Source organism: Sphaerisporangium sp. NPDC005288 (assembly GCF_040607475.1).
In the GTDB taxonomy this organism is placed as follows: Bacteria; Actinomycetota; Actinomycetes; order Streptosporangiales; family Streptosporangiaceae; genus Sphaerisporangium; species Sphaerisporangium rhizosphaerae.
Window position 1 is genome coordinate 25,967 of the sequence record NZ_JBEXGT010000008.1, and the last position, 24,046, is coordinate 50,012.

Genomic DNA, 24,046 nt, shown 5'->3' on the forward strand with positions numbered 1-24,046 from the left:
AGGCGGCGCGGTGCAGCGGATATGTCGCCTCGAAGGCATTGTGCGCGAGAAAACGCACTTACGCGGTATCGAACAATGAGCCGTACGCTATGAACGCGAAATGGGAATTGTCAATACTCGCCCGATCTTCTCGAACGGTCGCCGGCCCAGTGCGCTCCGTCGCCGTCGCCGGTCGTCGGTTGCCGTCCCGGTCGGTCGTTCGCGTCCGCCGCCCGGCGTCCGTGACCGTGGGCGTATCGCCTCGTGAACCCCTGGAACCAAGGACTTCGCGCTCGCGGACCCTTGACACGGCTGCGGCCACAGCGCAATATGGGAGCGCTCCCAAGGGGGGCTGTCCGCCAGCCGAAAAGGCGGCGAAACGGGGAGTGAACGCCTGCTTCATCAGGGGCCGGGCGCTCGGAGTTCATGAATCACATGCTCCACCACAGGGGAAGACGGTCGTTCTCCGATTGAGGTCCGCGCCGACCCGGGTGACGCCGCAATTTCGCACGCGCGCATTACTCGGAGGTGCATTGTGCGTGCCGCACAACCGGATTCGGACGCCCCACGACCGAATTCCGCCACTCTGCGACCGGATTCCAGCGTTCTGCGACCGAATTCGGACGCCCTAGGTTCGGTCTCCGGCCGGCGCCCGCCCGCCGAACCCCCCACGCCGGCAGAGCCGGGAGACCCCGCCACGCACGTGCCTCCGCCGCCGACGCCCGCCAAGCGCGTCAAGCCCGCCAAACGCGCCGGGCGTGCGAGGACCGCGCCTGTCCTCCCCGTCATCTCGACCGTGCCGGGGCTGCTGGCCGCCCGCGCCGCGGCCGAACCCGCGGGCGTCGCGCTGACCGTCCACGACGTCGGTTCGCTCACCTTCGCGGAGTGGGACCGCCACTCGGACGAGGCGGCGCTGGGCCTGCTCCGCCGCGGGCTGCGGCACGGAGACCGGGTCGGCCTCGTCTTCGGCGAGAACGAGTGGATCGACTACGCCATCGCCTACTGCGCCGCGCAGAAGGCCGGGGGTGTCGCGGTGCCGCTGGCGGCCGCCCTGCCGCCGGGCGAGCTGCACCGGCTGCTCGCGCACAGCTCGGCGGCGGCCGTCGTCCACGGCGCGGGACGGACTCCGCCACAGGCGGACCTGTGGACGGTGACCCTTTCCGACCTCAGCCCCAGCGCGGACGGCACGCCCAGCGCGGACGGCGACTCTGGTGGGGACGGCCGCGCCGATGCCCACGGCCTGGACGAGGTGTCGGTCCGGCCGGGGGACGCCGCGCAGATCCTCTACACCTCCGGCACGACGGGGGAGCCGAAAGCGGTCGTGGCGAGTCACGCCAACCTGACCTTCGGCTGCTCGCGCGACCCGCGCCGCCGCCCGCTCGCCCACTCCCGGTACTTCCTGCACGCCTTTCCGATCGGCACGAACGCGGGGCAGACGATGCTGATCAACGCGCTGGACGCCCGTCCGGGCGCGTTGACCCTGCCGCGTTTCACGGCCGCCCGGTTCGCCCGGCTCATCGAGACCTACCGGGTGGGGACCGTCTTCCTCGTCCCCTCCATGGCGATCGAGCTGCTCAACTCCGGCGTGACAGATAAGTACGACATGTCGAGCGTGCTGCTGCTCGGGTCCACCGCGGCGGCCCTGGCACCCTCCGTCGCCACGGCGCTCACGACGGCCTTCCCCCGGGCGACCATCGTCAACTACTACACCTCGACCGAGGCCGCCCCGGCCCAGACGACCATGGTCTTCGACCCCGCGCGGCCGGACTCGGTGGGCCGGCCGGCCTCCGGCGGGACCCTGATGATCTCCGACGGCGAGGGCCCCGTCCCGCCGGGGACGCCCGGTGAGGTCTGGCTGCGCTCGCCGACCGATCCCCGCAGTTACGACCGGGACGGCGACGCCGCCGGGAGGGTGTTCCGCGACGGGTGGGTGCGCATGGGCGACATCGGCCATCTCGACCAGGACGGCTATCTGTACCTGCTCGACCGCGAGAGCGACATCATCAAGTCGGGCGCGTTCAAGATCTCGACCCTGCGCATCGAGGCGGCGCTCCACGAGCATCCGGCCGTCGCAGAGGCGGCCGTGTTCGGCGTGCCGCACCCCGTCATGGGCTCCGCCGTCGCGGCCGCCGTCGTCCCCCGCGCCGAGCCGGCCTCGACCCCCGCGACCGTCCAGGATTCCGCGACCGTCCAGGACCCCGAGCCCGCCTCGAATGCCGCGGCCACTGCGGACCTGACGGGCGAATCGGACGCCGGAGATGTCCGGGACTCCGCGATGGTCCAGGCGGCGAGGGTGGTCCAGGGGACCGGGGTGTCCACCGCCGAGTTGCGGGCCTTCCTCGCCGACCGGCTCGCCGGTCACGAACTGCCGGCCCGATGGCTGGTCCTCCCCTCCCTGCCCAAGAACGCCGCGGGAAAGGTACTCAAACGCGAACTGCGGACGCTCCTCGCTACCCCGGAAGGCGACCATGCCGCGCACTCCTCTTGACACCCATCCGCCCGCCTCGTTCGCCCAGCACGGCATCTGGATCACCGAGCGGACCGGCGCGGCCGGGGACGCCTACCGCATGCCGCTGGTCGTCACGTTCGAAGGCGGCCTGGATGTCGAGGCGATGCGCGGGGCGTGCCAGGCGGTCCTCGCCCGGCACCCGGTGCTCGCGACCGTGCCGGTCGAGCGGGACGGCGAGGTCCGCCTGGTCCCCGCGGACGTCCCGCCGTCCGTCGAACTCCATGACCTCTCCGGTCAGGCCGGAGGGGACCCCGACGCCGCCGTGCGGGCGCACGTCGAGCGGGCCTTCGACCTGGACCGGGGCCCGCTGGCGGACTTCGCCGTCCTCACGCTGAGCCCGGTGCGCCACGTGCTCGTCTTCACCGCGCACCACCTGGTCTTCGATGGGATGTCCAAGGACGTCCTGGTACGGGACCTCGCTGCCTGTTACCGGGAGCGCGTCACCGGCGCCCCGGCCGGCCTGCCCGTCCTCACCGGCTCCTACGCCCGGTATGTGGAGGAGGAGCGCGAGGAGGTCGCCGCGAGCCGGGACGAGGCCGCCGCGTTCTGGCGGTCCCGGTGGAGCGACCCCCGCGAGCCCATCCTCCCCGGCCCCGCCCGGGCCGTGCGGGCGGCCGAACCCGGCGAGACGATCGAGGTCGCGCTCGACGACATCGCCCGCGCCGCCACGGCGCTCGGCGTGACCGACTTCGAGTTCCTGCTCGCCGCCCTGCACGCCCTGCTGCGCCGCTACGGCAACGAGCAGGTCGTCGTCGCGGTCGACATGTCCACCCGGACGGCCGGCACCCGCGACCTGGTCGGCCTGTTCGTCAACGAACTGCCGGTCGTGACCCGTCCCGCGCTCGACATGACCTTCGCCGAGTTCGCCGGCGCCGTCCGCGATGAACTGCGGCAGGTGTACCGGTTCCGCCGCGTGCCGCTCACCCAGGCCGTCGGCGGCATCGCGCCGCGCGCCGCGCTCGCGCCCGTCTCGCTCAGCTACCGGGAACGCGACCCCGACCCGGTCTTTCCCGGGCTCGACGTCACCGTCGAATGGACGGTGTTCAGCGGGGCGGCCCGCAACGCCCTGCACATCCAGGCGGTCGGCTCCTCCGCCGGGCTCACCCTCGGCTTGCAGTTCAGCCCGGACGCCGTCGCCCCGCGCACGGTCCAGGCGCTGGCCGGGCATCTGCGCACCGTGATCGAGAGCCTCGCGGACCGGCCCGACCTGCGCGTGGGCGACCTTCCGGTGCTGACCCCGCAGGAACGGGAGGCCTTGGAGGGGTGGAACGCCACCCGCAGGACCTTCCCCGACCTCACCGTGACCGAGCTGTTCGAGCGGCGCGCCCGGGCGGCCCCGGACGCCGTGGCGGTCGTGTCCGGCGACCGCGAGGTGACCTACGCCGAGCTGGACGCGGCCGCCGGCCGGCTGGCGGGAGCGCTGCGGGAACGCGGTATGGGCCCCGGCAAGGTCGTCGCCCTCCACCTGGAGCGATCGCCGGAGATGGTCGCCGGCGTGCTGGCCGTCCTGAAGGCGGGCGCCGCCTATCTGCCGCTGGATCCGGCCTACCCCGCCGAGCGGCTCGCCTTCGTCCTGAGGGACGCGCGGGTCTCCCTGGTGCTGGCCCCGGAGCGGCTCGGCGGCCCGCCCTGCGTCACCGGCGCCCCGGATCTGTCCGGCATCATCGGCCCGCCGAACGGGCAGGACACCCCGAACACGCCGAACGGGGAGAACGCGCCGAACGGGCGGTACACGTCGAACAAGCCGAACGGACATGACACGCCGAACGGGCGGTACACGTCGATCACATCGGACACGTCCGCGACCTCGGCCGGCGATCGTCCCCAGCCGCTCGGTGACGCCGAGGCGCCCATGCCGGTGCTCGAGCTCGGGGAGCTGGCCTCCTGGCCCGGCGCGGCCGGCCCCGTGAACCTGGCGTCCCCGGCCTCCGGCGACCTCGCGTACGTCATCTACACCTCCGGATCCACCGGCCGGCCCAAGGGCGTCGAGGTGGAACACCGCTCGCTGACCAACCTCCTGCTCGCCATGCGCGGCGAGCTCGGAGCAGGCGACGGGGACGTGTGGCTCGGGCTGACCACCCTGGCGTTCGACATCTCGGCGCTGGAACTGCTGCTCCCGCTGATCACCGGGAGCCGGGTCGTCGTCGTGCCCGAGGCGAGCACCAGGGACGGCGCCGCGCTGCGACGGCTGATCGAGGCCGAGTCCGTCACCCACGCGCAGGCGACGCCGTCGAGCTGGCGGCTGCTGCTGGACGCGGGGTTCGACGCGCCGGGCCTTGTCGCGCTGAGCGGGGGCGAGCCGCTGCCGTTGCCGCTGGCACGGGAGCTGCGCGACCGGGTGGGCCGTCTGGTCAACGTCTACGGCCCGACGGAGACCACGGTGTGGTCGTCCATCGCGGAGATCCCGCAGACGCTGGCCGAGGTCACCATCGGCGGCCCGCTCGCCAACACCACGATCCGCCTGCTGGACGAGCGCCTGGCGCAGGTCCCCGTCGGGGTCCCGGGCGAGATCTGCATCGGCGGGGACGGGGTCGCCCGCGGGTACCGGGACCGTCCCGAGCTGACGGCCGCACGCTTCCCGCAGGACCCTCACGGCCCGCCGGGAGCGCGGCTGTACCGCACGGGCGACCTCGGCAGGCGACGGCCGGACGGGCTGATCGAGTTCCTGGGCAGGGCCGACTCCCAGGTCAAGATCCGCGGTCACCGCGTCGAGCTGGGCGAGATCGAGGCCAGACTGCTGGAGCACCCGCTCGTCGCCGAGGCCGCCGTGGTCCTGCGGGAGGACGAGCAGCGCCTGGTCGCCTACGTCGTCCCGAAGACGGCCCCGTCCAACGCCTCGGCCCCGTCGGCCCCGTCCAACACCTCGGCCCCGTCGGCCCCGTCGGCCCCGTCCAACGCGTCGGACGCGTCGACTCCGTCAGACCGGTCGGCTCCGTCGGCTCTGTCAGACGCGTCGGTCCCGCCGGCTCCCTCGGACCCGGAGACGGCATCGGACCCGGACACGGCGTCGGGCCCGGAGATGAGCGCCCGGTTGCGCGAGCACCTGGCACGGGTGCTGCCGGGCGTCATGGTGCCGGGCGTCTTCGTCGAGCTGGAGCGCCTGCCGCTGACTCCGGCGCGCAAGCTCGACCGTGCCGCCCTGCCCGATCCGCCGTCGCGTACCGCCCCGCAGTCCCCGCCGCCGGCCGAGACCGATCCCTTGGTGGCCGAGGTCACCCGCATCTGGGAGGAGGTGCTGCGGTTCGACGGCATACGGCCCGACGAGGACCTGTTCGAGCTCGGTGGCCACTCGCTGACCGTCACCCAGATCGCGAGCCGCATCCGCAAGCACCTCGGGGTGGACGTCGATCTGGACGTCTTCTTCGACACCCCTACCATCGACGGCGTGGTACACGCGATCAGATCGTCCGGACAGGAGATGACATGACCGACTCTGATGACACGTCGGCGGCCCTGGACACCGCGACGGTGCGCAGGCGCGTCGCCGACATGGTGGTGACGGCCTCGGACGGCGAGATCGCCGCCGAGGAGGTGCTGCGGCCGGGCGTCTCGTTCACCGCGGCCGGGGTGACGTCGCTGACCACCCTGCGCCTGATCGACGCGATCGAGGAGGAGTTCGGGGTGGAGGTCGAGTTGGGCCGCGACGTGAGCTTCCTCGACGGCCTGGACTCTTTGGTGGCCCACATCCTCGACGCCTCGGCCGCCCACCGGTGAGCGGCCGATGAGGACGCGGCTGGAGTTCCGCGGGGAGCGGTCAGGGACGGCGCCGCTCGCCTGGGGGCAGCGGTCGATATGGCTGGCGATGTGCCGGACCATGCCGAGCGACCACTACTTCAACTTCGGCCGCGTCGTCACGATCGCACCGCACCCGCAGCGGGTGGTGCTGGAGGCGCTCGCGGCGCTGGTCGCCCGGCACGAGTCCCTCCGCACGCGCCTGCGTGAGGCCGACGGTGACGTCCACCAGGCGGTGGAGCGCTCGGGGGCCCTGGAGGTCGAGGTCGTGGAGTGTCCGGCCGCGGACCTCAGGCGCACGGCGGAGGACATGCTCGAGCGTCTGGCCGCGCCCGTCTTCGACTACCACGCCGAGTGGCCCGTGCGCATCGGCCTGGTGACGTGCGACGGCGACGTCCGGTCCGTCGTGATCGTGTTCTGCCATCTGGCCGCGGACGGGCACGGCGCCGACGTCGCCGTGCGCGACCTGCGGCTGCTGCTGCGCCGGGGCGCCCTCCCCGGGCCGCCGCCGCGTCAGCCGCTGGACCTGGCCCGCGAGCAGTCGTCGCCCGCGGGCCTGCGCGTCTCCTCCTCGGCGCTGGCCTTCTGGGAGCGGGAGTACCGCCGCATCGCGCCCTCGATGTTCGGCGCCCCGGCCGGCCCGCCCCGGCGGCCCCGGTTCTGGCGGGCGGCGATGACGTCCCCGGCCATGGGCACCGCCGTGCAGGTGATCTCCGGCCGGTACCGGGTGAGCCAGACGACGGTGCTCCTCGCCGGCGCCGCCGCGATGGTGGGGGAGGTGACGGGACATCGCACCTGCGCCATGCTCCCCGTGGTGAACAACCGTTTCCACGTGCGCGACCGTGAGGTGGTCACGCCGCTCGCGCAGGACGGCCTGTTCGTCCTCGACCTCACCGACGAGACCTTCGAGAGCCTGCTGCGCTCGGCGTGGGCGTCGTCCCTGCGCGCCTACAAGCACACGAGGTTCGACCCGCTGGAGCTCCGCCGGGTGGTCGACGCCGTGAGCGCCGAGCGCAGCGAGAGCGTCCACCCTTACTGCTGCTTCAACGACCAGCGGCTGGTGGAGCCGCCGCGGATCGTCGCCGCCGAGCACGACGAGGCGGCCGTCCGGGCCTCCCTCGACGAGACGAGGGTGACCTGGCCGGTCAAGCTGGACCAGCTGAACTGCAGGTTCTGCCTGCACGTGACCGACGAGCCCGCCGGCCTCGGGATCTCGCTCACCGCCGACACCGCCTACCTCCCGCCGGAGGCGATGGAAGGCTACCTGCGCGGACTGGAGCGCCTGCTCCTCGCGGCCGCCTACCGCGAGGTGCGCCTGGCTGAGCTCCCACGCCTGGCCGGCACGGCATCCGCCTGACCACACGCGGCGGCGCGCCGCCACCTGTCCCCAGGTGACGGCGCGCCGGTCGTCTTCGCCCTTGTCCTTGTTCTCGTCTTGTTCCTGTCCTTGTTCTCGCGACCTGATGCCGGGCTCAGCCCAGCCCGTTCCGCATCGCCGTGATCAGCTCGCCGCCGGTCGTGTCCCCGCTGAGCTCCCAGAAGAAGGAGCCGCCGAGACCCTGGTTCTTGGAGTAGCTCATCTTCCCCGAGATCGTGCTGGGGGTGTCGTAGCTCCACCACTGGTTGCCGCAGAACGCGTAGGCGGTGCCGGCCACGGTGCCGGTCGCCGGGCACCGGGTCTTGAGCACCTTGTAGTCCTCGATGCCGGCCTCGTAGGTGGCGGGCGCCGCGCCGGAGGCGCTGCCGCCGGGGGCGCTCTGCGTGACCCCGGTCCAGCCCCGGCCGTAGAAGCCGATGCCGAGCAGCAGCTTGCTCGCCGGGACGCCCTTGCTCTTGAGCTTCTGGATGGCCGCGTCGGAGTAGAAGCCGGGGGTCGGGATGCCGCTGTAGGAGGTCAGCGGCGAGTGCGGGGCGGTCGGGCCGTTGGCCGCGAAGGCCCCGAAGTAGTCGTAGGTCATGACGTTGTACCAGTCGATGTACTGCGAGGCGCCGCCGTAGTCGGCCGCGTCGATCTTGCCGCCCGAGGTGCCGTCGGCGGTGATCGCGGCGGTGACCAGGTAGCTGGACCCGAAGCGGGAGCGCAGCGCCGACATCAGGTTCCTGAACGCCGCCGCGCCGCTGCCGTCACAGCTCAGGCCGCACGCGTTCGGGTACTCCCAGTCGATGTCGATGCCGTCGAACACGTCGGCCCAGCGCGGGTCCTCGACCAGGTTGTAGCAGGAGTTGGCGAACGCGGCCGGGTTGGCCGCCGCCTGCCCGAACCCGCCCGACCAGGTCCAGCCGCCGAAGGACCACAGCACCTTCAGGCCGGGATGCTTGGCCTTGAGCTTGCGGAGCTGGTTGAAGCTGCCGCGCAGCGCGCCCGCGTCCCAGGTGTCGGCCACCCCGTCGACGCTTTCGGCGGCGGTGTAGGCGCGGTCGTAGTCGGCGTAGGAGTCGCCGATGGCGCACTGGCCGTTGGTGACGTTGCCGAAGGCGTAGTTGATGTGGGTGAGCTTGGCGGCCGACCCGCTGGTCTCGATGTTCTTGACGTGGTAATTGCGCTGGTAGACGCCCCACTCGGCGAAGTAGCCGAGCAGTTTGTTCCCGCCGCCGCCCCCGCCGGGCTGGGTGGTGGCGCTGACCTGGTTGCTCGCGGCCGACAGGTTCCCCGCGGCGTCGCGCGCCTTGACGGTGTAGGTGTAGGCCGTGGAGGCCGAAAGGCCGGAGTCGGTGTAGCTCGTCCCGGTCGCGGTGGTGACCAGCGTGCCGCCGCGGTACACGTTGTAGCCGGTGACGCCGACGTTGTCGGTGGAGGCGTTCCAGGCGAGGGAGACGCTGGAGGAGGTGGTGCCGGTGGACCGCAGGCTGCCGGGCGTGCTCGGCGGGGTGGTGTCGCCGCCACCGGTCGCCGTGGTGACGTTGAGCGTGGTGCTCGCGCCCGACAGGTTGCCCGCGGCGTCGCGCGCCTTGACGGTGTAGGCGTAGGCCGTGCCGGCCGACAGACCTGTGTCGGTGTAGCTCGTGCCGGTGACGGTGGTGACCAGCGTCGAGCCGCGGTAGACGTTGTAGCCGGTCACGCCGACGTTGTCGGTGGAGGCGTTCCACGCCAGCGAGACGCTGGAGGAGGTGGTCGCCGTGGATCGCAGACCGGCGGGCGCGCTGGGCGCGGTGGTGTCGCCGCCTCCGCCGGTGACCGGCGTCCACAAAGCGGGCACGTTCGGCGGCTCCCAGCCGACCAGCGACGTGTGGCTCTGGACGCACCGGTAGTCGACGCCGTTGTAGCTGACCACGGTGCCCACGGTGTAAGCCGTGTTCGGGGCCCACGCGGCGGCCATGGCGGCGCGGCTCGCGACCGCGACCGTGGCGGAGGCGCTCGGCCCGAACGCGACCGCCGTCCCGAGCGGCAGGAGCATTGCCCCCGTCGCGAGCAGGACCTTGGCGAACTTGTATCTCATTTGTGCTCCACGTCCATCGGGCGGATGCGAATTGGGGGGTCGATGAGGACGTATGTACGGCGGGCGGCGCGCGGGGCCGGAAACCCGGCCCGGCGCGCGGGGCCGGAAACCCGGCGGGAGGCACGCGGCACGGGGGGCCGGGAACCCGGCGGGCGGCCGCGCGGGCGGCTTCGCCCGGCATTCACTGAGGGCGGCGGTACGGGGCGAACTGGCGGAGGACCGGCGGAGACCGCGGCATGGCGGCAACCTCCCCACCTCGTCGTCACAACGAAACTGTTAGGAAGCTTTCCTTTTAATTAGCAGCGAACCTACCCGCCCTTGACTCCGCCGTCAATGTCCTGTCACCCCGGATTCCCCGGCCGTCCGCCCCGGAGCGCCCCCGCGCGACCGCCCGCCCGGCGGTGGGGATCGCGATGGCGCCGGGAGCGCCCGGCGGGCGCCGGCGGCCCGCTATCGCCTCGCCGTTTCGCCGTGACCGGTAGCCGGAGAAAAGGTCGGAAACAAACGCGCCTGACCGGCCCCGGGGGACTGTGTACAGAAAGTAAGATCCCGCTTTCCGGGGTGCAAAAACGAAACCAGGGTAGTAATGTCAAAACGAAGCCGGTCGGAAGTCCCATGATCGGCCGATTGGGGCGCACATGCGGGAGTCCGGCACCGCATCATCCCAGCGCCCACGGCGCGAGAGCGCCGCCGCCGGCCAGGTTGGTCCATCGATCCGAAGCTCGCTCGCGAATAATTCCAGCCCCCCAAGCAGAACGGTAAAGGCATGCGGAACTCTGGAGACGGCACGATGCTTCCCTCGGTCGAAGATCTGTCCGTCCTGCCACTCACCCAATTGCTAGAGACGGCGCAGTACAAGGATCTCTTTGACACGGTTCCCCCGAAGGCCGTCGTGAAAGTTTCCGTGGCGGCCTTCAACTCCTCGATCTGAGGAGGCCGGCGGCTTCAAGGGACAACCCGGTGCCGTTCCGACAGTTCGTGCTCAAGGTCGCGAGCCGGTGCGACCTCGCGTGTGACCACTGCTACGTGTACGAGCACGCCGACCAGAGCTGGCGCCGCCGTCCGAAGGTCATCGAGCCGGACACGCTGACGGCGGCGGCCGACCGCATCGCCGAGCACGCCCGGGCGCACCGCCTTCCCGCCGTGCACGTGGTGTTGCACGGCGGGGAGCCCTTGCTGGCGGGACACGACCTGCTCGAACAGGCCATCGTGGGGCTGCGCGGTGCCCTGGAGGGGGTGTGCGGCCTCGACCTGCGCGTCCACACCAACGGCGTGACGCTCGACGACCGCTTCTGCCGCCTGTTCGCGGCCCATGGCGTGCGGGTGGGCGTCTCTCTGGACGGTGACCGGCCGGCCAACGATCTGCACCGGCGCTACGCCGATGGCCGGGGGAGCTACGACAGGGTCATCAGAGGGATCGACCTGCTGCGCAGGACCTACCCCGGCATCTACGCCGGACTGCTGTGCACCATCGACGTGCGGAACGACCCGGTCGCCGTCTACGAGGCGCTGATCGCCCTCGACCCGCCGGTGGTCGACTTCCTCCTGCCGCACGCGACGTGGGACCACCCTCCACCTCGCCCCCGTAGTGAGACCGAGTACGCCGACTGGCTCATCGCGATCTTCGACCGGTGGGCGAAGGACGGCCGCCCGGTCGGCGTGCGGATGTTCGACTCCATCATCCGCACCGGCCGCGGGCAGGGAAGCCTGACCGAGGCGTTCGGCCTGGACGAATGCGACCTGGCGGTCATCGAGACCGACGGCCGGTACGAGCAGGTCGACTCCCTCAAGACCGCCTACGACGGCGCCCCCGCCACCGGGTGCGATGTCTTCACCCACACGCTCGACCAGCTCGCCGCGTCGCCGAGCATGGCCGGCCGCCGCGCCGGCCTGGAAGGACTGTGCGAGACCTGCCAGAGCTGCCCGGTGGTCACGAGCTGCGGCGGAGGGCTGTACGCCCACCGGTACCGAGCGGGCGCCGGGTTCCTCAACCCCAGCGTGTACTGCCCTGATCTGCTCAGGCTTGTCACGCACATCCACGAGCACGACGACCGGGCACGAGGTGCTTCCCCGCCGCCGCGCGGCAGCGCGCCCGTCGTCTCCGCCGCGGCGTTGCCGATCCCCCAGGATGAGCTCGACGCTCTCGGGAGCGGTTACGGCGGAGGTGAGGTGATCGCCCGGCTGGAGAGCGGGCAGAGGTTCATCCGCCGCATGCTGGTGACCGGAGTGGGCGAGACGGGCCTGCCCGGCGTTCCGGGGGCATGGGACCTGCTCCTGGCCCTCGACCGCGATCATCGGGACGCGCTGCAGCGGGTCCTCGACCATCCGTACGTGCGGGTGTGGGCCGAGCGGTGCCGCGAGAGCGGCGCGCACGCCGCGCCCGAGCCGGGCTACCTGGCGAACATCGTCCTCGCGGCGGCCGTCCGCGCCGGGGTCGTGGCGCGGCTCACCGTTCCGGTGACGGGCGGGCTGCTGCATCTGCCCACGCTGGGCGGCCTGGTGACGGGGCGCGTCGCCGAGGCGCGGGTCGAGACCGGTCCCGGCGGGTTCGCCGTGACCGCCGGCCGCCGCCGCTGGGAGGTCCGGCTGGACGATCGGGCGGGCGGCGACTGGCGGCCGGTCCGCCGGCTCGCCGCGGAGGGCCTCTCGGTGGTCCTGGAGGACACCGACCCCCACCGGGACTGTTACGAGACGCCGGTCTCGCCGCGGCTGTCGCGGAAGCGGGCGGAGGAATGGCAGGAGATGTTCGCGCGGGCATGGGACCTCATCCTCGCCGACCACGCCGCCTACGCCCCCGCCCTGGCCGCGGGGCTGCGGGTGATGACGCCGCTCGCCTCGGCAGGGCCGGACGCCGATGCGAGCGCCACCGCCAGGTACGCCGGCGGCGCGATCGGCGTCGCCCTTCCCGGCGACCCGGCCACGCTGGCGTTGCTGATGATGCACGAGTTCCAGCACGTCAAACTGGGCGCCGTGATGGACCTGCTGGGGCTGTACAAGCTCCACCTGTACCACCAGAGCGACACCAGGCTGTACGAGGCGCCCTGGCGCGCGGACAGGCGTCCGCTGGAGGGGCTGCTCCAGGGCACCTACGCGCACGTGGCGGTCGCCGACTTCTGGCGGGTGCGGCGGCACGGCGGCGCGGAGGCCGACACCCGCGCCGCGGAGATCCGGTATCGGCGCTGGCGTTCCGGCACCCTCGCCGCGTGCGGCACGCTGATCGACAGCGGGTCTCTCACCCCGCTCGGCGAACGGTTCGTCGGGAAAATACGGGCTACGGTCGAATCATGGTCTGATGACTGATTTACGCGATCTTCTGTGTGCTTCATCTGAAACAGATGCCGTGTAGCGCTTGACCATTGATGGGCGGTCGCGTTGCATTACCTTTATCGTGGTAAGTGTTCGAACACTTCCGCGTCCGGCTTCCTCTGGGTGGGGAGGAGCAACCGCGAGGTCGGGAGACGGAACCTCATGGCAGACGGATCGTTCTCCGGCGATGGACTGGGCGGGCCGTTTTTCTTCTTGTCCTACCGCCATATCGGGCCGACCGACAGCGGGGAGCAAGATGGCCATGTCGTCGAGTTCTACAGAGATCTGTGCCGCCACATCATGCAGTTGACCGACCATCCGGACGGGGTGCCGGCCGGATTCATCGACCGCACGATACTCGGTGGCAACCGCTGGAACGCCGACATCATGCATGCCCTCGCGACCTGCAAGGTCTTCGTGCCGCTGTACCAGCCCAAATATTTCACCAGCGAATTCTGCGGCAAGGAGTGGGACGCCTTCGCCCGCCGCGTGGAGTTGCACCGGAACGAACGGTACTACCCCTTCACCGCGATCCTTCCCGTGCTGTGGGCTCCGGTCGACATGAACCACCTCCCGAAGGTCGCCAGTGAGCTTCAGGTGCGCCACCCCGAGCCGGGAGGAGACTGCCTCTACCGACTGGCGATCATGAAGGACTTCCACAAGGGGTATGTCAGCGCGACCTTCGAAATAGCGACCGCGATCGTCGACGTCGCGACGAGCACGCGTCTGGCGCCGTGCGACCCCGCGGTTTTCACCAACCTGAGGAACGTCTTCGATGAGGCGCAGTGCTGAGCGGGACGCGGTACGCGGCCGCCCCTATTCCCGTCATCGCGCGGGCGAGGTGATGTGACATGTCCATTCTGACGCCCGGCGACATCGACCATCGCGCTCCCTACTTCTTTCTCAGCTACGAGCCGACGCCGAAATACGGGCCCGAGGACACCGGAGACCCGGACGAGTGGGTCAGGGCGTTCTTCGAGAGGCTGTCGCGCGTGGTCGCCGAGTCGACGGCGCTCGGGGACTCCGACGTGGTGGGCTACATGGACGACGAGCGGCCACGGGCCGGCTGGTCGCCGCGCACCGCCGCGGCGCTGCGGTCGTGCCGCGTCTTCGTCCCGCTCTACGCGCCGCGCTACTTCGTCAGCGAGCGCTGCGGGCGCGAGTGGGCGGTCTTCGCGCGCCGGGTGAGGCGGTCGGTCAGCGAGTCGGAGCAGATCAAGGCGATCGTCCCCGCTCTGTGGGTGCCGACGCCGCCGCCGAAGGTGCCGGCCGCGACCGAGGAGGTCAAGTTCGACGCGGCGGCGATGGGCGAGACCTACCAGCGGCTCGGCCTCTACGGCATGATGCGCACCGATCTGAACCAGGCCTACGAGGCGTCGGTGGCCGAACTGGCCCAGCGCATCGTCGACGCGGCCGAGTCCTCTCGCGTGCTGCCGGGCGAGGAGATGAGCTACCAGGCGGTGCACAACGCCTTCACCGGCTATCCCCGCCGAAAACTGCAGATCGTGCTGGCCCCGGCCCAGAGGGCCCCCGCCAGGAGCGGCGCCTATTACGGGGGTGAGGACGCCGAGTGGAATCCGTACTATCCGCAGAGCACGACCACTCTGGCGGACTACGCGACCGATCTGGTGCGCAACCTGGAGTACGCCCCCGAGGTTCTCATTCTGCGCGACAGTGCCGAGGAGGTGCTCGGGTCCCAGCCGCCCTCGGCGCCCGCGGTGCTCATCATCGACCCGTGGGCGGGCGACGATCCCGAACTGCTCCGGCAACTCAGGCGGCTGGACGATCTGGACAAGCCGTGGATCGACATCATCGTCCCCTGGAACCGCGACGACGATCAGACGTATCGGCTCGAAGGCGAGCTGGCGCGGAAATTGGAGGAGGTTCTGCGCCGCAGGCTCGTGGAAGGGCGAATGAGCTCTAGGATTTCGGCACGGGATACATCGACCATCGAAGAGTTCGGCCGCACTCTGCGCGCCGTTGTGCACCGCGTGGGAAATCAGTATCTCAAGCATACGACGGCTCATCCTCCCACCGGGCCGCAGGCCTCGCGCCTGAGACTGCGGGGACCGGATGGCGCAGAGAATCGGATAAACCGTGAGGATCGAGATGCGTGACCACCAAGAAGGTCAGATCATCACCTTCTACTCGTACAAGGGTGGAACGGGACGCACGATGGCGTTGGCCAACACCGCGTGGATCCTCGCGAGCAACGGCCATAAGGTGCTGGCCATCGACTGGGACCTGGAGTCGCCGGGGCTGCACAAGTTCTTCCATCCATTCCTGACCGCGGGCATCAGCGATACGCCGGGTGTCGTCGAAATGCTGCAGGAATACGCGTGGGCGGCCGTTCTGGACGAGCCGCGGCCCGACGACTGGTATGAGCAGTACGCGCAGGTCCATCCGTATGTGACCCCGTTGAAGTGGAACGGATTTCCTGCCCCCGGCCGGTTGGACTTCATGTCCGCGGGCAGGCAGAACCGCGAGTACTCGTCGTTGATCGCCTCGTTCGACTGGGACAATTTCTGGGACCAACTCGGCGGCGGCCTGTTCTTCGACGCGCTGCGGTCCAGTGTCAAACGCGATTACGACTTCGTGCTGATCGACAGCCGCACCGGACTGAGCGACATCGCCGACATCTGCACGATGCACCTGCCCGACCGGCTCGTCGACTGCTTCACTCTCAGCGACCAGGGCATCGAGGGCGCGGCCAACGTCGCCCGTGACGTCAGCCAGGCGAGCACCGGCCGCAGCATGCAGATCTTCCCCGTCCCCATGCGGGTCGAAGAAAGCGCCGAGAAGGAGAAGCTCGACGCGGGACGGGCCTACGCCCGCAGTAAGTTCGACCGCTTCCTCACCGGCCCCGGCAGGGCCGAGCCCGACCGCTACTGGGCCTCCGTCGAGATCCCCTACCGCCCCTTCTACGCCTTCGAGGAGATCCTCGCGGCGTTCGTGGACGTCCCCAACACGGCTCGCTCGATGCTCAAGGCCTACGAGAGCCTCACCGAGGTCGTCACCGGCATCGAGCTCAGCAACGTACCCATCGACGAGAAGCAGCGGCTCCGCTATCGCGATTTGTTCACCCGTGTCCGGCCGGTCGCACCGGGGGACGTGATCCTCAGCTACGTCCCCGAGGACCGCATCTGGGCGGAGTGGCTGCAGTCTCTGCTCGTCCGCGCCGACTTCCGGGTCCACATGCACTGCGAGACCCTCGACGAGCCCTCCGACGCCAGGCCCGAGCGGGGCGGCGTCGACCACTTCATCGCCGTGCTCTCTCCCGCCTACGTCCGCTCGCCCCGGGTACGCGAGCTGTGGCCGGGCCTGTCGGCCGGTGCCGGCTCTGCCGGGCGCCCGGTCGTGGTGCCGGTGCGGGTCGCCGACATGCGCACGGCCTACCCCTTCAGCGACCCGCCGGCCGTCGATCTCGTCCGCATCGACGAGGACCAGGCCACCATGGCGGTCATGCGGGCGCTCGGCCAGTCGCCGCGCGACGTGCAGAGCCTGTCGGCGACGGCCTCCTCCGGCGCGCGGTTCCCCCGCACCCAGCCGGTGATCAGCAACCTGCCCACCCGCAACACCGCCTTCACCGGCCGCGGCACGCTGTTGGAGCGGCTGCGCGACCAGCTCATCGGCGGCAATAACACCGCCGCGGTCGTGCCGCAGGCGCTGCACGGCCTGGGCGGCATCGGCAAGAGCCAGGTGGCGTTGGAGTACGCCCACCGCTTCACCGCCGACTACGACGTGCTTTGGTATGTCCCCTCCGCTCAGGCGGCCCTGGCCATTCCCGCGCTCGTCGACCTGGCGGAGCACCTCGGCATCCCGGTCGGCGACAACGTCGAGGACGTTCTGCAGAGCCTGCGGCGCAAGCTGCAGCGCGACACCCAGATCCGCTGGCTGCTGCTGTTCGACAACGCGCACGAGCCGGCCGACATCGAGAACCTTCTGCCCGGCGGGCACGGCCACGTCATCATCACCTCCCGCGGGCAGGAGTGGTCACAGCTCGCCACCCCGCTCGAGGTCGACGTCTTCACCCGCGAAGAGAGCGTGCAGCACCTGGTGCAGCGGGTCGGTGCGCTGAGCCGTGAGGACGCCGACATGGTGGCGGACGCTCTCGGCGACCTGCCCCTCGCCATCGAGCAGGCCGCCGCCTGGCTTTCAGAGACGGGCATGGCCCCGGGTGACTACGTCGACCAGCTCAAGACCAAGATGTCGCAGGTCCTGTCGCTCAACAAGCCGGCCAACTACCCGACCCCGGTCGCGGCGGCCTGGGAGGTGTCCTTCACCGAGCTGCAGCAGCGCTCGCCCGCCGGCACCCGGCTGCTCCAGCTCTGCGCCTTCTTCGCGCCGGAGGCCATCTCCATCGACATGCTCTACAGCGACGAGGCCAGGCGCGCGCTGGTGCCCTACGACCCGGCGCTGCGCGAGAAGCTCGTCATGGGACGGGTCATCAAGGAGATCAGCCGTTTCGGGCTGGCCCGGCTCGACCAGGCCATCAAGTCCGTGGTCGTCCACCGGCTCGTGCAGGGCATGGTCCGCCACCGGATGTCGGAGGACGAGCAGGTCACGGCCGCGCGCGAGGTGCACGCCATCCTCGTGCGCGCCCGGCCGTGGGACAGCGACGTGGACGACCAGAGCAAGTGGCAGGAGTACGACAAGATCTGGCCGCACCTCGATCCGTCGAAGGCCATCGAGTGGGGCAGGGAGCCGATCCGCGACCTGCTGATCGAGCGGGTGCGCTATCTGTGGCGGCGCGGCCAGTTCGAGGACGCCATCGCCCTGGGCGAGGAACTGGAGGCGGCGTGGCTCGTGCGCTACCCCCTCGTCCGCGGGCGGCTCACGGGCGATCCCGAACCCGCCCCCGATGATCAGGAACTGGAGACGATCGAGCGGCAGATCCTGCACCTGCGGTTCCAGGTGGCCAACGTCCTGCGATCGCAGGGCCTCTACATCGAGGCGCGGCGCACCGACGACGAGGTGCTCACCCGGCAGCGGGTCTTCTTCGGCGCCAACGCCGAGAACCATCCCCACACGCTGATGACGGCGGGGGGGCTGGCCGCCGACCTGCGCGCGCTGGGGGAGTACGCCGACGCGCTGCGGATGGCCACCGACACCTTCGACCGGCTGAAGGAGAACTTCGGCGACGATCACCCGCGCACCCTGGCCGCGGCCAACAACCTGGCGGTGTCGCTTCGCACGGTGGGCAGGTTCGCCGACGCCCGGGACGTGGACGAGGACACCTACCAGCGCCGCATCCTCGTCCTGGGCGCGCAGCACCCCTACACGCTGTTCTCCGGCGCCAACCTCGGCGGCGACCTGCGGGACGCCGGGGAGTACACCAAGTCGGTGCAGCTGCTGCGGCAGATGTACGAGCAGCACCGCACGCTGCTCGGCGAGGACTACCCCGACACGCTGCGCACCGCGAAGAGCCTCGGCGTCTCCCTGCGGAAGGCCGGCTTCTACTCCGAGGCGTTCCAGCTCACCGAGCAGACCAGCAAGCTGTTCGAGCGGGTGTACGGCGTGGAGAGCCCCGACACGCTGGTCTGCCGCATCAACCTGGCCTCCGACCTCGCCGCGCTGGGTGAGAAGAGCCAGGCCCGCGACATCGTGAGCAAGGTGCGCGACGCGTTCGCGGGAATGCTGGGACCCGAGCATCCCTACACGCTGATCGCGGCCAACAACCTGTCGATCTACGTTCGCGAGGCCGAGTCCCCCGAGAAGGCCGCGGGCATGGCCGCCGACACCTTCCGCGCCATGGAAGTCATGCTCGGAGACAACCACCCTTACACCCTGTACAGCGCCGTCAACTACGCCAACTGCCTGACCGACCTGGGAAACCTCGGTGAAGCGCTGCGCCTGGAGCGCGCGACGCTCCAGGCGCTGCGCGACACGCTCGGACCGACGCACCCCGACACCCTGGCCTGCTCGGCCAACCTCGCCAAGACGTTGTCCTACGCCGACCACGACTCCGAGGCGCGGTCGTTGCGGGAGGAGACGCTGAACTCCTTCCGCGCCGTGCTCGGCGAAACCCACCAGTTGCTGGAGTTCCTGGAAGGCGACCGCCGGATGACCCTGGACCTGGAGGCGCTCCCCGTCTGACCACGCGCGCCCGTACGCCGCACGCCCAGGCCGTTGGACGGCCTGGGCCCGGCCGTGCCGAACCCGTGGGTCAGGCGGCGCTCGCGCTCATCCGCAGTAGGCCGGCCGGGCGAAGGACGACGCCCCGGCCGTGAGCCAGGTGAGAAGGCTGGGCAGGGCGTAAATGGCCGAGAAATGACCGACGCCCTGCTGGATGAGCGGTTCGGCGCCGCGTATCTTCTCGGCGAGCCATCCAGTGTGACTCACGGGGGAGAAGATGTCATCCGCGCCGTGCCACAGTCGGACGGGGGCCGATATGAGCGCCAGGTCGAACCCCCACGGGTTGCGGAATGCCACGGCGTCGTCCACCCAGCCGCCGAAAGAGCTCTTCAACGCGATTTCATAACCCTGGGTCAGCGATTTACGGACGACCGCATTCATGACGATACGCCGATCGGACTGCGGAAGTTCATGAAAGAACCCGCGGATCAGGGAGGTCGGTTTCTCGCGGATATCCTGGGCTCTCGGCTCGAGGAATTCGGTGAAATACCGGGTGCCCTGCGACGCGGCCTCGTACTCCTTGATATTGGAGGGCGCCATGTCGTCGTACCACCGGCGGCCCATGCCGTCGGGGCCCTCGTCGGGCGGCGCCAGCGTCACCAGGGTCGCCGCCTTGGTGACCCTCTCACGCAGGAGCGCCGCGCACGCCAGTGCGTGCGGCCCGCCGCCCGATCGGCCGACGACCGCGAAACGCTCGATGCCGAGCCGGTCGGCGATGGTGCGCACCTGGTCGGCGCCGTCGCTCACCGCGCGTTTCTCACGCCTGGTGGAACGGCCGTAACCAGGGCGGTCGTAACAGATGAGCCTGATGCGGTGACGGAAGAGGAAGGATGTCTTCGGCAGTGGCCCCACGCGGCATCCGGGAGTGCCGTGGAAGAAGAAGACGGGAGTGCCATAGGGGTCGCCCCACTCGGTGACGGCGAGCCGGCCGTCTCGCCCGTAGGGGATGCTCCTTGTGGGCACGCCATCTTGCAGCCTCACGTCACGCGTCGGCGGCACATCGTGCTCGGTCAGCACATCTCTCCCCATCCAAGAGCGTCGTCGAGCCGAGGGATACCCGCGGCCGGTGGGGTTCACCGAGACGCGGATGCCTCCCCGGCGCAATCATGGCCGAAAATACACGTGCCATGACACGATGCGTGCACAGGCGTGACGTAGGAGTGCACCCCGCCGGGCCTGCCCGGATGAGCCGACGCCTTGAGATGTTCCAACGTCGGCCTTGCCGAACCGCACAGCGAAGGTCCCTCAACCTTACGCGACGTAGGTACGGGTTACCATAGCGCGCTTCGGGTCACGGGTCCCCTAAAAGCATTCGTTCCAGCCCTCTGGTTGCCATTCTGTGCGCCTATGGGCGTCTTCGCGCCAGGACTCTCTGCGGTTGTTGTGGAGGTTTCATCGCCATTTGCCATTACTGTGACACATGTCCGACCGATGATCTGGTGTCCGAAGCGTCACCATGTAATGCCGCCGGGGCGGGTTTCTCTCTCGGTGTGGGGACGGTGCGGGGTTACGCTCACGGGCATGACTGTGGGAGATGGCTGGTCGCACGAGAGGTACTGTTCGGCGGTCGAGGCGGAGGTGGCGCGGCTCGCGGAGGTCGTGGAGGGGGCCGTCCTCGCGGTGGAGGTGCCCACCTGTCCGGGGTGGACGGTGGGGAAGCTGGTCAGGCACGTCGGGATCATCCATCGGTGGGCGGAGCACATCGTCCGTGAGCGGACCCGGACGCCGGTCACGTCGCGGGAGGTGCCGGTGAAGCTGCCGGAGGACGACGCGGAGTACTCCTCCTGGCTGGCAGAGGGCGGCGAAACCCTGGTGACGACGTTGCGGGCCGCGGGGGGCGAGGTCCCGGTGTGGTCATGGGGAGGCGAGACGAACTCGGTGTTCTGGGCGCGGCGGATGCTGCACGAGTCCACGGTGCACCGGGCGGACGCCGAGATCGCGCTCGGGCGCGAGCCGGACATCGCCGTGCCGGTCGCGGTGGACGGGTCCGAGGAACTCCTGGACAATCTGCGGGTCGCCCCGTGGCTCACCGAGGGCTTCGCCGAGCCGGCGGGGAGCGGAGAGCGGCTGCACTTCCATGCCACGGACGCCGGCGAGGCGGGGGAGTGGACGGTGACGCTGGTGCCCGGCGGCTTCACCTGGGAGCGGGGCCACGGAAAGGGCGACGTCGCCGTACGCGGGACCGCCGGTGATCTCCTTCTCCTCCTCTACGGCCGCCGCGACCCGGCCGAGGACCGCTACGAGCTCTTCGGCGACCGGCCCCTCCTCGACCGCTGGCTGACCAAGACCGCCTTCTGACCCGGTGGGAGAAGGTCACGGCGGTGGCGGCGCCTGGTTGCGGTGGGGGAGCGGCGTCCTTCTGCCGCCATGGGGGATGGTAGGCAGTGCACTTGTTCGAGAGCACTGCTCTTGACGGTGATGGGTGGTCTCGTGTTGACTGGTCCTGCGGGAGAGCGGTGCTCTCGTCAAGTGGGAGGAGAGCGGCGATGCGGACCAGGTTTCTGGAAAGGGCCGGGGGGCGGGTCGCCTACGACGTGACGGGGCCCGAGGACGGGCGGCCGATGATCCTGGTGCACGGGATGGGGGACACGCGGGCGACCTTCCGGTTCCTGGGGCCGCGTCTGGCGCGGGCCGGGTACCGGGTGGCGGCGATGGACGTGCGCGGGTATGGGGAGTCGAGCGCCGACTGGCCGAGCTACGACGTCGTGCCGATCGGAGAGGACGTGCTGGCCCTCGCCCGCGTACTCGGCGGTCCGGCCATCGTGGTCGGGCACTCCATCGGGTGCGCCTCGGCGGTGTGGGCGGCCGCGCGGGAGCCCGGGCTGGTCGCCGAGCTGGTGCTGATCGGCTCGTTCTCCGGGGACACGCCGGTCAAGTCGTGGATGAGGCTCGCCTCGCGGGCGGTGGGCCGCAGTCCGTATCTGTGGAGCATGTTCCTGCGCTCGTCCTACCCGACGGCGCGGCCCGCCGACTTCGACGACCACCTGCGCGCGATCAGGACCAACCTGCGCGAGCCGGGACGGGCGGCGGCGCTGCGCGCCCAGATCGAGGTGTCCCTGGCAGGGGTGGTGACCCGCTATCCGGAGGTGCGCTGTCCGGCGCTGGTGGTCATGGGCACCAAGGACCGCGACTTCGCCGACCCGGCGGCCGAGGCGCGGTCGATCGCCGCCAAGCTGGGCGGTCCGGCTGCGCTTCTGCTGGTCGAGGGCGCCGGACACTACCCGCACGCCGAGATGCCCGAGGCGACCGCGAAGGGCATCCTCGCCGCCCTTGACCATGGCCCTTCCGCCGGCCGCTTCGGTGACGGACCGGCCATGGGGTGTGCTGAGGCGACCGCGTGAGGCGTCCTTGCTGCTCTTGACCATGGTCTTCCCGGGGCCACTTCGTTGACGGGCCGGTAACCAGGGTGCTGAGGCGGTCGCGAGGTGAAGTGACAGGCTGCTGGGGGGCGTCCCTGGAAGGGGGCCGACCGGTCAGAAGGCGACGCCGCAGCGGAGGATGACGTTGGCGTAGGGGTGGGCCTCGCCGGTGCGGACGATGAGCTTGCAGGCGCCGGTCAGGTGTTTGAGCCGCTCGTGCGGCACATGCGACAGGCGGGGGAGCCGTTCTGCCAGCAGGGCGGCGCAGCCGGGGTTGGCCGAGCGGACCTCCTGGGCGGCGATGGCGCTCTCGACCACGATCTCGGCCAGGATGCCGTCCAGCACGTCGGCGAACGAGGGGATCCCTGGCAGGAACGCCAGGTCCACGACCTGCGCGCCGGACGGCAGCGGCATGCCGCTGTCGCAGATCAGCACCTCGTCGGTGTGCCCGAGCCGGGCGATGGCCCCGGCGAGGGCGGCGTTAAGGATGCCCGTGCGTTTCATGGCCCCTCGACCTCCTCCAAGGTCGGAAACGAACTCTGAGCCCCCGCCGCGCGCACCGTCGCCGCGCCGACCCGCACCGCGAACGCCGCGGCGGCGGCGACGCTGTCACCGCGCGCCAGCCGCCAGGCCAGCGCGCCGGTGAACGCGTCCCCGGCGCCCGTGGTGTCCACCACCTCGACCCGCGGGCTGGGGATCGCGGTGATCCCCGAGGCGCCGGCGACGAGGGCGCCGTCCGCGCCCAGGGTGATCACCACCGACCGGGGGCCGAGGGCGAGCAGCGCCTTGGCCTGGACGTGTGGCCGCGCCGCCACGCCGAGCACCATCGCGGCCTCGTGCTCGTTCACGACGAGCGGATCGCACCGGGCCAGCAACTCGTCCGGCACAGGAGCGGGCGGCGAGAGGTTGAGGACCACGCGGCGCGCCGCCCGCGCCGCCGCGAGGACCGTGGGCAGGGGCGTCTCCAATTGGAGGGAGACGATCGGGGCCGAACGGAGCAGGTCGCCGGACTCCGCCACGTCCTGCTCGCTCAGCCGTGCGTTCGCGCCGGGGGAGACGATGATGCTGTTGTCGCCCTCCGGCCCAACCGAGATCATCGCCACCCCGGTCGGCGCGGCCGTCGGCCGCAGGTGGCGGAGGTCCACCTCGTCGCGTTCGAGGGCCTCGCGGAGCAGCCCGCCGTAGGCGTCGTCGCCGACCCGGCCGAGCATCGACACGCGCCCGCCGAGCCGGGCGGCGGCCACGGCCTGGTTGGCGCCCTTGCCGCCGGGATAGGTGGCCAGGTCCGAGCCGAGGACGGTCTCGCCGGGGCGAGGACGCCGGTCGACGCGGACCACCAGGTCCATGTTGACCGACCCCACGACCACGACGTCGTACGGCCACGCCGCGCCACCACCACTCGGCCCGGCGCCGGTGGCCGCGACAGGCTCGTCCGGCTTGCTGCCGGTGGTCGCGACGGGCTCGTCTGGGTCGGCGCCGGGGGTCGTGGCGGGGCTGTACGGCCGCGGCCCTGGTGCGCCCCCGGCGGCATGGGGGTCGCCGGGGCCGTCCGGGGGGCGGTCGTTGATCACTTCATCGGTGGCCATGAC

Annotated in this window: 14 protein-coding genes; 10 read left to right on the forward strand and 4 right to left on the reverse strand. The window is 70.8% G+C overall.

Annotation, left to right across the window (positions count from 1 at the left end):
* Window positions 1-775 precede the first annotated feature (775 nt).
* From ABZU32_RS10215 to ABZU32_RS10230, 4 genes are read left to right on the forward strand one after another with little or no spacing between them, the layout of a single operon-like run.
* On the forward strand, window positions 776-2,467 hold the full coding sequence (locus ABZU32_RS10215) for a class I adenylate-forming enzyme family protein (RefSeq protein WP_354919802.1): 1,692 nt from the start codon (window positions 776-778) through the stop codon (window positions 2,465-2,467).
* Window positions 2,448-5,915 (forward strand): amino acid adenylation domain-containing protein, encoded by a 3,468-nt coding sequence (locus ABZU32_RS10220; protein ID WP_354919805.1) that lies wholly within the window; start codon window positions 2,448-2,450, stop codon window positions 5,913-5,915. The genes ABZU32_RS10215 and ABZU32_RS10220 overlap by 20 nt, the downstream gene beginning before the upstream one ends.
* Window positions 5,912-6,202, forward strand: coding sequence for a phosphopantetheine-binding protein (locus ABZU32_RS10225; RefSeq protein WP_354919808.1), 291 nt, complete (start codon window positions 5,912-5,914; stop codon window positions 6,200-6,202). The genes ABZU32_RS10220 and ABZU32_RS10225 overlap by 4 nt, the downstream gene beginning before the upstream one ends.
* Window positions 6,203-6,209: 7 nt before the next feature.
* The gene (locus ABZU32_RS10230; protein ID WP_354919811.1) at window positions 6,210-7,577 is read left to right on the forward strand and encodes a condensation domain-containing protein; all 1,368 of its coding nucleotides are present in this window, start codon (window positions 6,210-6,212) and stop codon (window positions 7,575-7,577) included.
* A 115-nt stretch (window positions 7,578-7,692) separates the two neighbouring features.
* Here the strand turns inward: ABZU32_RS10230 and ABZU32_RS10235 are convergent, their stop codons facing one another.
* Window positions 7,693-9,657: a glycosyl hydrolase family 18 protein gene (locus ABZU32_RS10235; RefSeq protein WP_354919814.1), complete on the reverse strand. Its 1,965-nt coding sequence runs from the start codon at window positions 9,655-9,657 to the stop codon at window positions 7,693-7,695.
* 960 nt (window positions 9,658-10,617) lie between these two features.
* Here ABZU32_RS10235 and ABZU32_RS10240 point away from each other — a divergent pair.
* The 4 genes from ABZU32_RS10240 (at window position 10,618) to fxsT (ending at window position 19,059) form a co-directional block, all read left to right on the forward strand.
* Window positions 10,618-12,957, forward strand: coding sequence for an FxsB family cyclophane-forming radical SAM/SPASM peptide maturase (locus ABZU32_RS10240; RefSeq protein WP_354919817.1), 2,340 nt, complete (start codon window positions 10,618-10,620; stop codon window positions 12,955-12,957).
* A 168-nt stretch (window positions 12,958-13,125) separates the two neighbouring features.
* Window positions 13,126-13,755 carry a TIR-like protein FxsC gene (locus ABZU32_RS10245; protein ID WP_354840985.1) on the forward strand — a complete coding sequence of 210 codons (630 nt, stop codon included), beginning with the start codon at window positions 13,126-13,128 and terminating at the stop codon, window positions 13,753-13,755.
* A 59-nt stretch (window positions 13,756-13,814) separates the two neighbouring features.
* On the forward strand, window positions 13,815-15,080 hold the full coding sequence (locus tag ABZU32_RS10250) for a TIR-like protein FxsC (RefSeq protein ID WP_354919820.1): 1,266 nt from the start codon (window positions 13,815-13,817) through the stop codon (window positions 15,078-15,080).
* Window positions 15,073-19,059 carry an FxSxx-COOH system tetratricopeptide repeat protein gene (gene fxsT / locus ABZU32_RS10255; RefSeq protein WP_354919823.1) on the forward strand — a complete coding sequence of 1,329 codons (3,987 nt, stop codon included), beginning with the start codon at window positions 15,073-15,075 and terminating at the stop codon, window positions 19,057-19,059. The genes ABZU32_RS10250 and fxsT overlap by 8 nt, the downstream gene beginning before the upstream one ends.
* A gap of 87 nt (window positions 19,060-19,146) precedes the next feature.
* Here fxsT and ABZU32_RS10260 read toward each other — a convergent pair whose 3' ends face one another.
* A complete protein-coding gene (locus ABZU32_RS10260; protein ID WP_354919825.1) occupies window positions 19,147-20,115 on the reverse strand; it encodes an alpha/beta hydrolase in 969 nt (322 codons plus the stop codon).
* Window positions 20,116-20,619: 504 nt separating this feature from the next.
* Here ABZU32_RS10260 and ABZU32_RS10265 point away from each other — a divergent pair.
* Both ABZU32_RS10265 and ABZU32_RS10270 read left to right on the forward strand, forming a co-directional pair.
* A complete protein-coding gene (locus ABZU32_RS10265) occupies window positions 20,620-21,396 on the forward strand; it encodes a maleylpyruvate isomerase family mycothiol-dependent enzyme (RefSeq protein WP_354919828.1) in 777 nt (258 codons plus the stop codon).
* Window positions 21,397-21,584: 188 nt separating this feature from the next.
* Window positions 21,585-22,439 (forward strand): alpha/beta hydrolase, encoded by an 855-nt coding sequence (locus tag ABZU32_RS10270; protein ID WP_354919831.1) that lies wholly within the window; start codon window positions 21,585-21,587, stop codon window positions 22,437-22,439.
* A gap of 132 nt (window positions 22,440-22,571) precedes the next feature.
* Here the strand turns inward: ABZU32_RS10270 and rbsD are convergent, their stop codons facing one another.
* Together rbsD and ABZU32_RS10280 are read right to left on the reverse strand one after the other, a co-directional pair.
* Entirely contained in the window at window positions 22,572-22,961 is a 390-nt protein-coding gene (gene rbsD, locus ABZU32_RS10275) for a D-ribose pyranase (RefSeq protein ID WP_354840999.1), read from the reverse strand.
* On the reverse strand, window positions 22,958-24,043 hold the full coding sequence (locus ABZU32_RS10280) for a ribokinase (protein ID WP_354919834.1): 1,086 nt from the start codon (window positions 24,041-24,043) through the stop codon (window positions 22,958-22,960). Before ABZU32_RS10280 ends, rbsD begins: the two co-directional genes overlap by 4 nt.
* Between the last annotated feature and the right edge of the window lie 3 nt (window positions 24,044-24,046).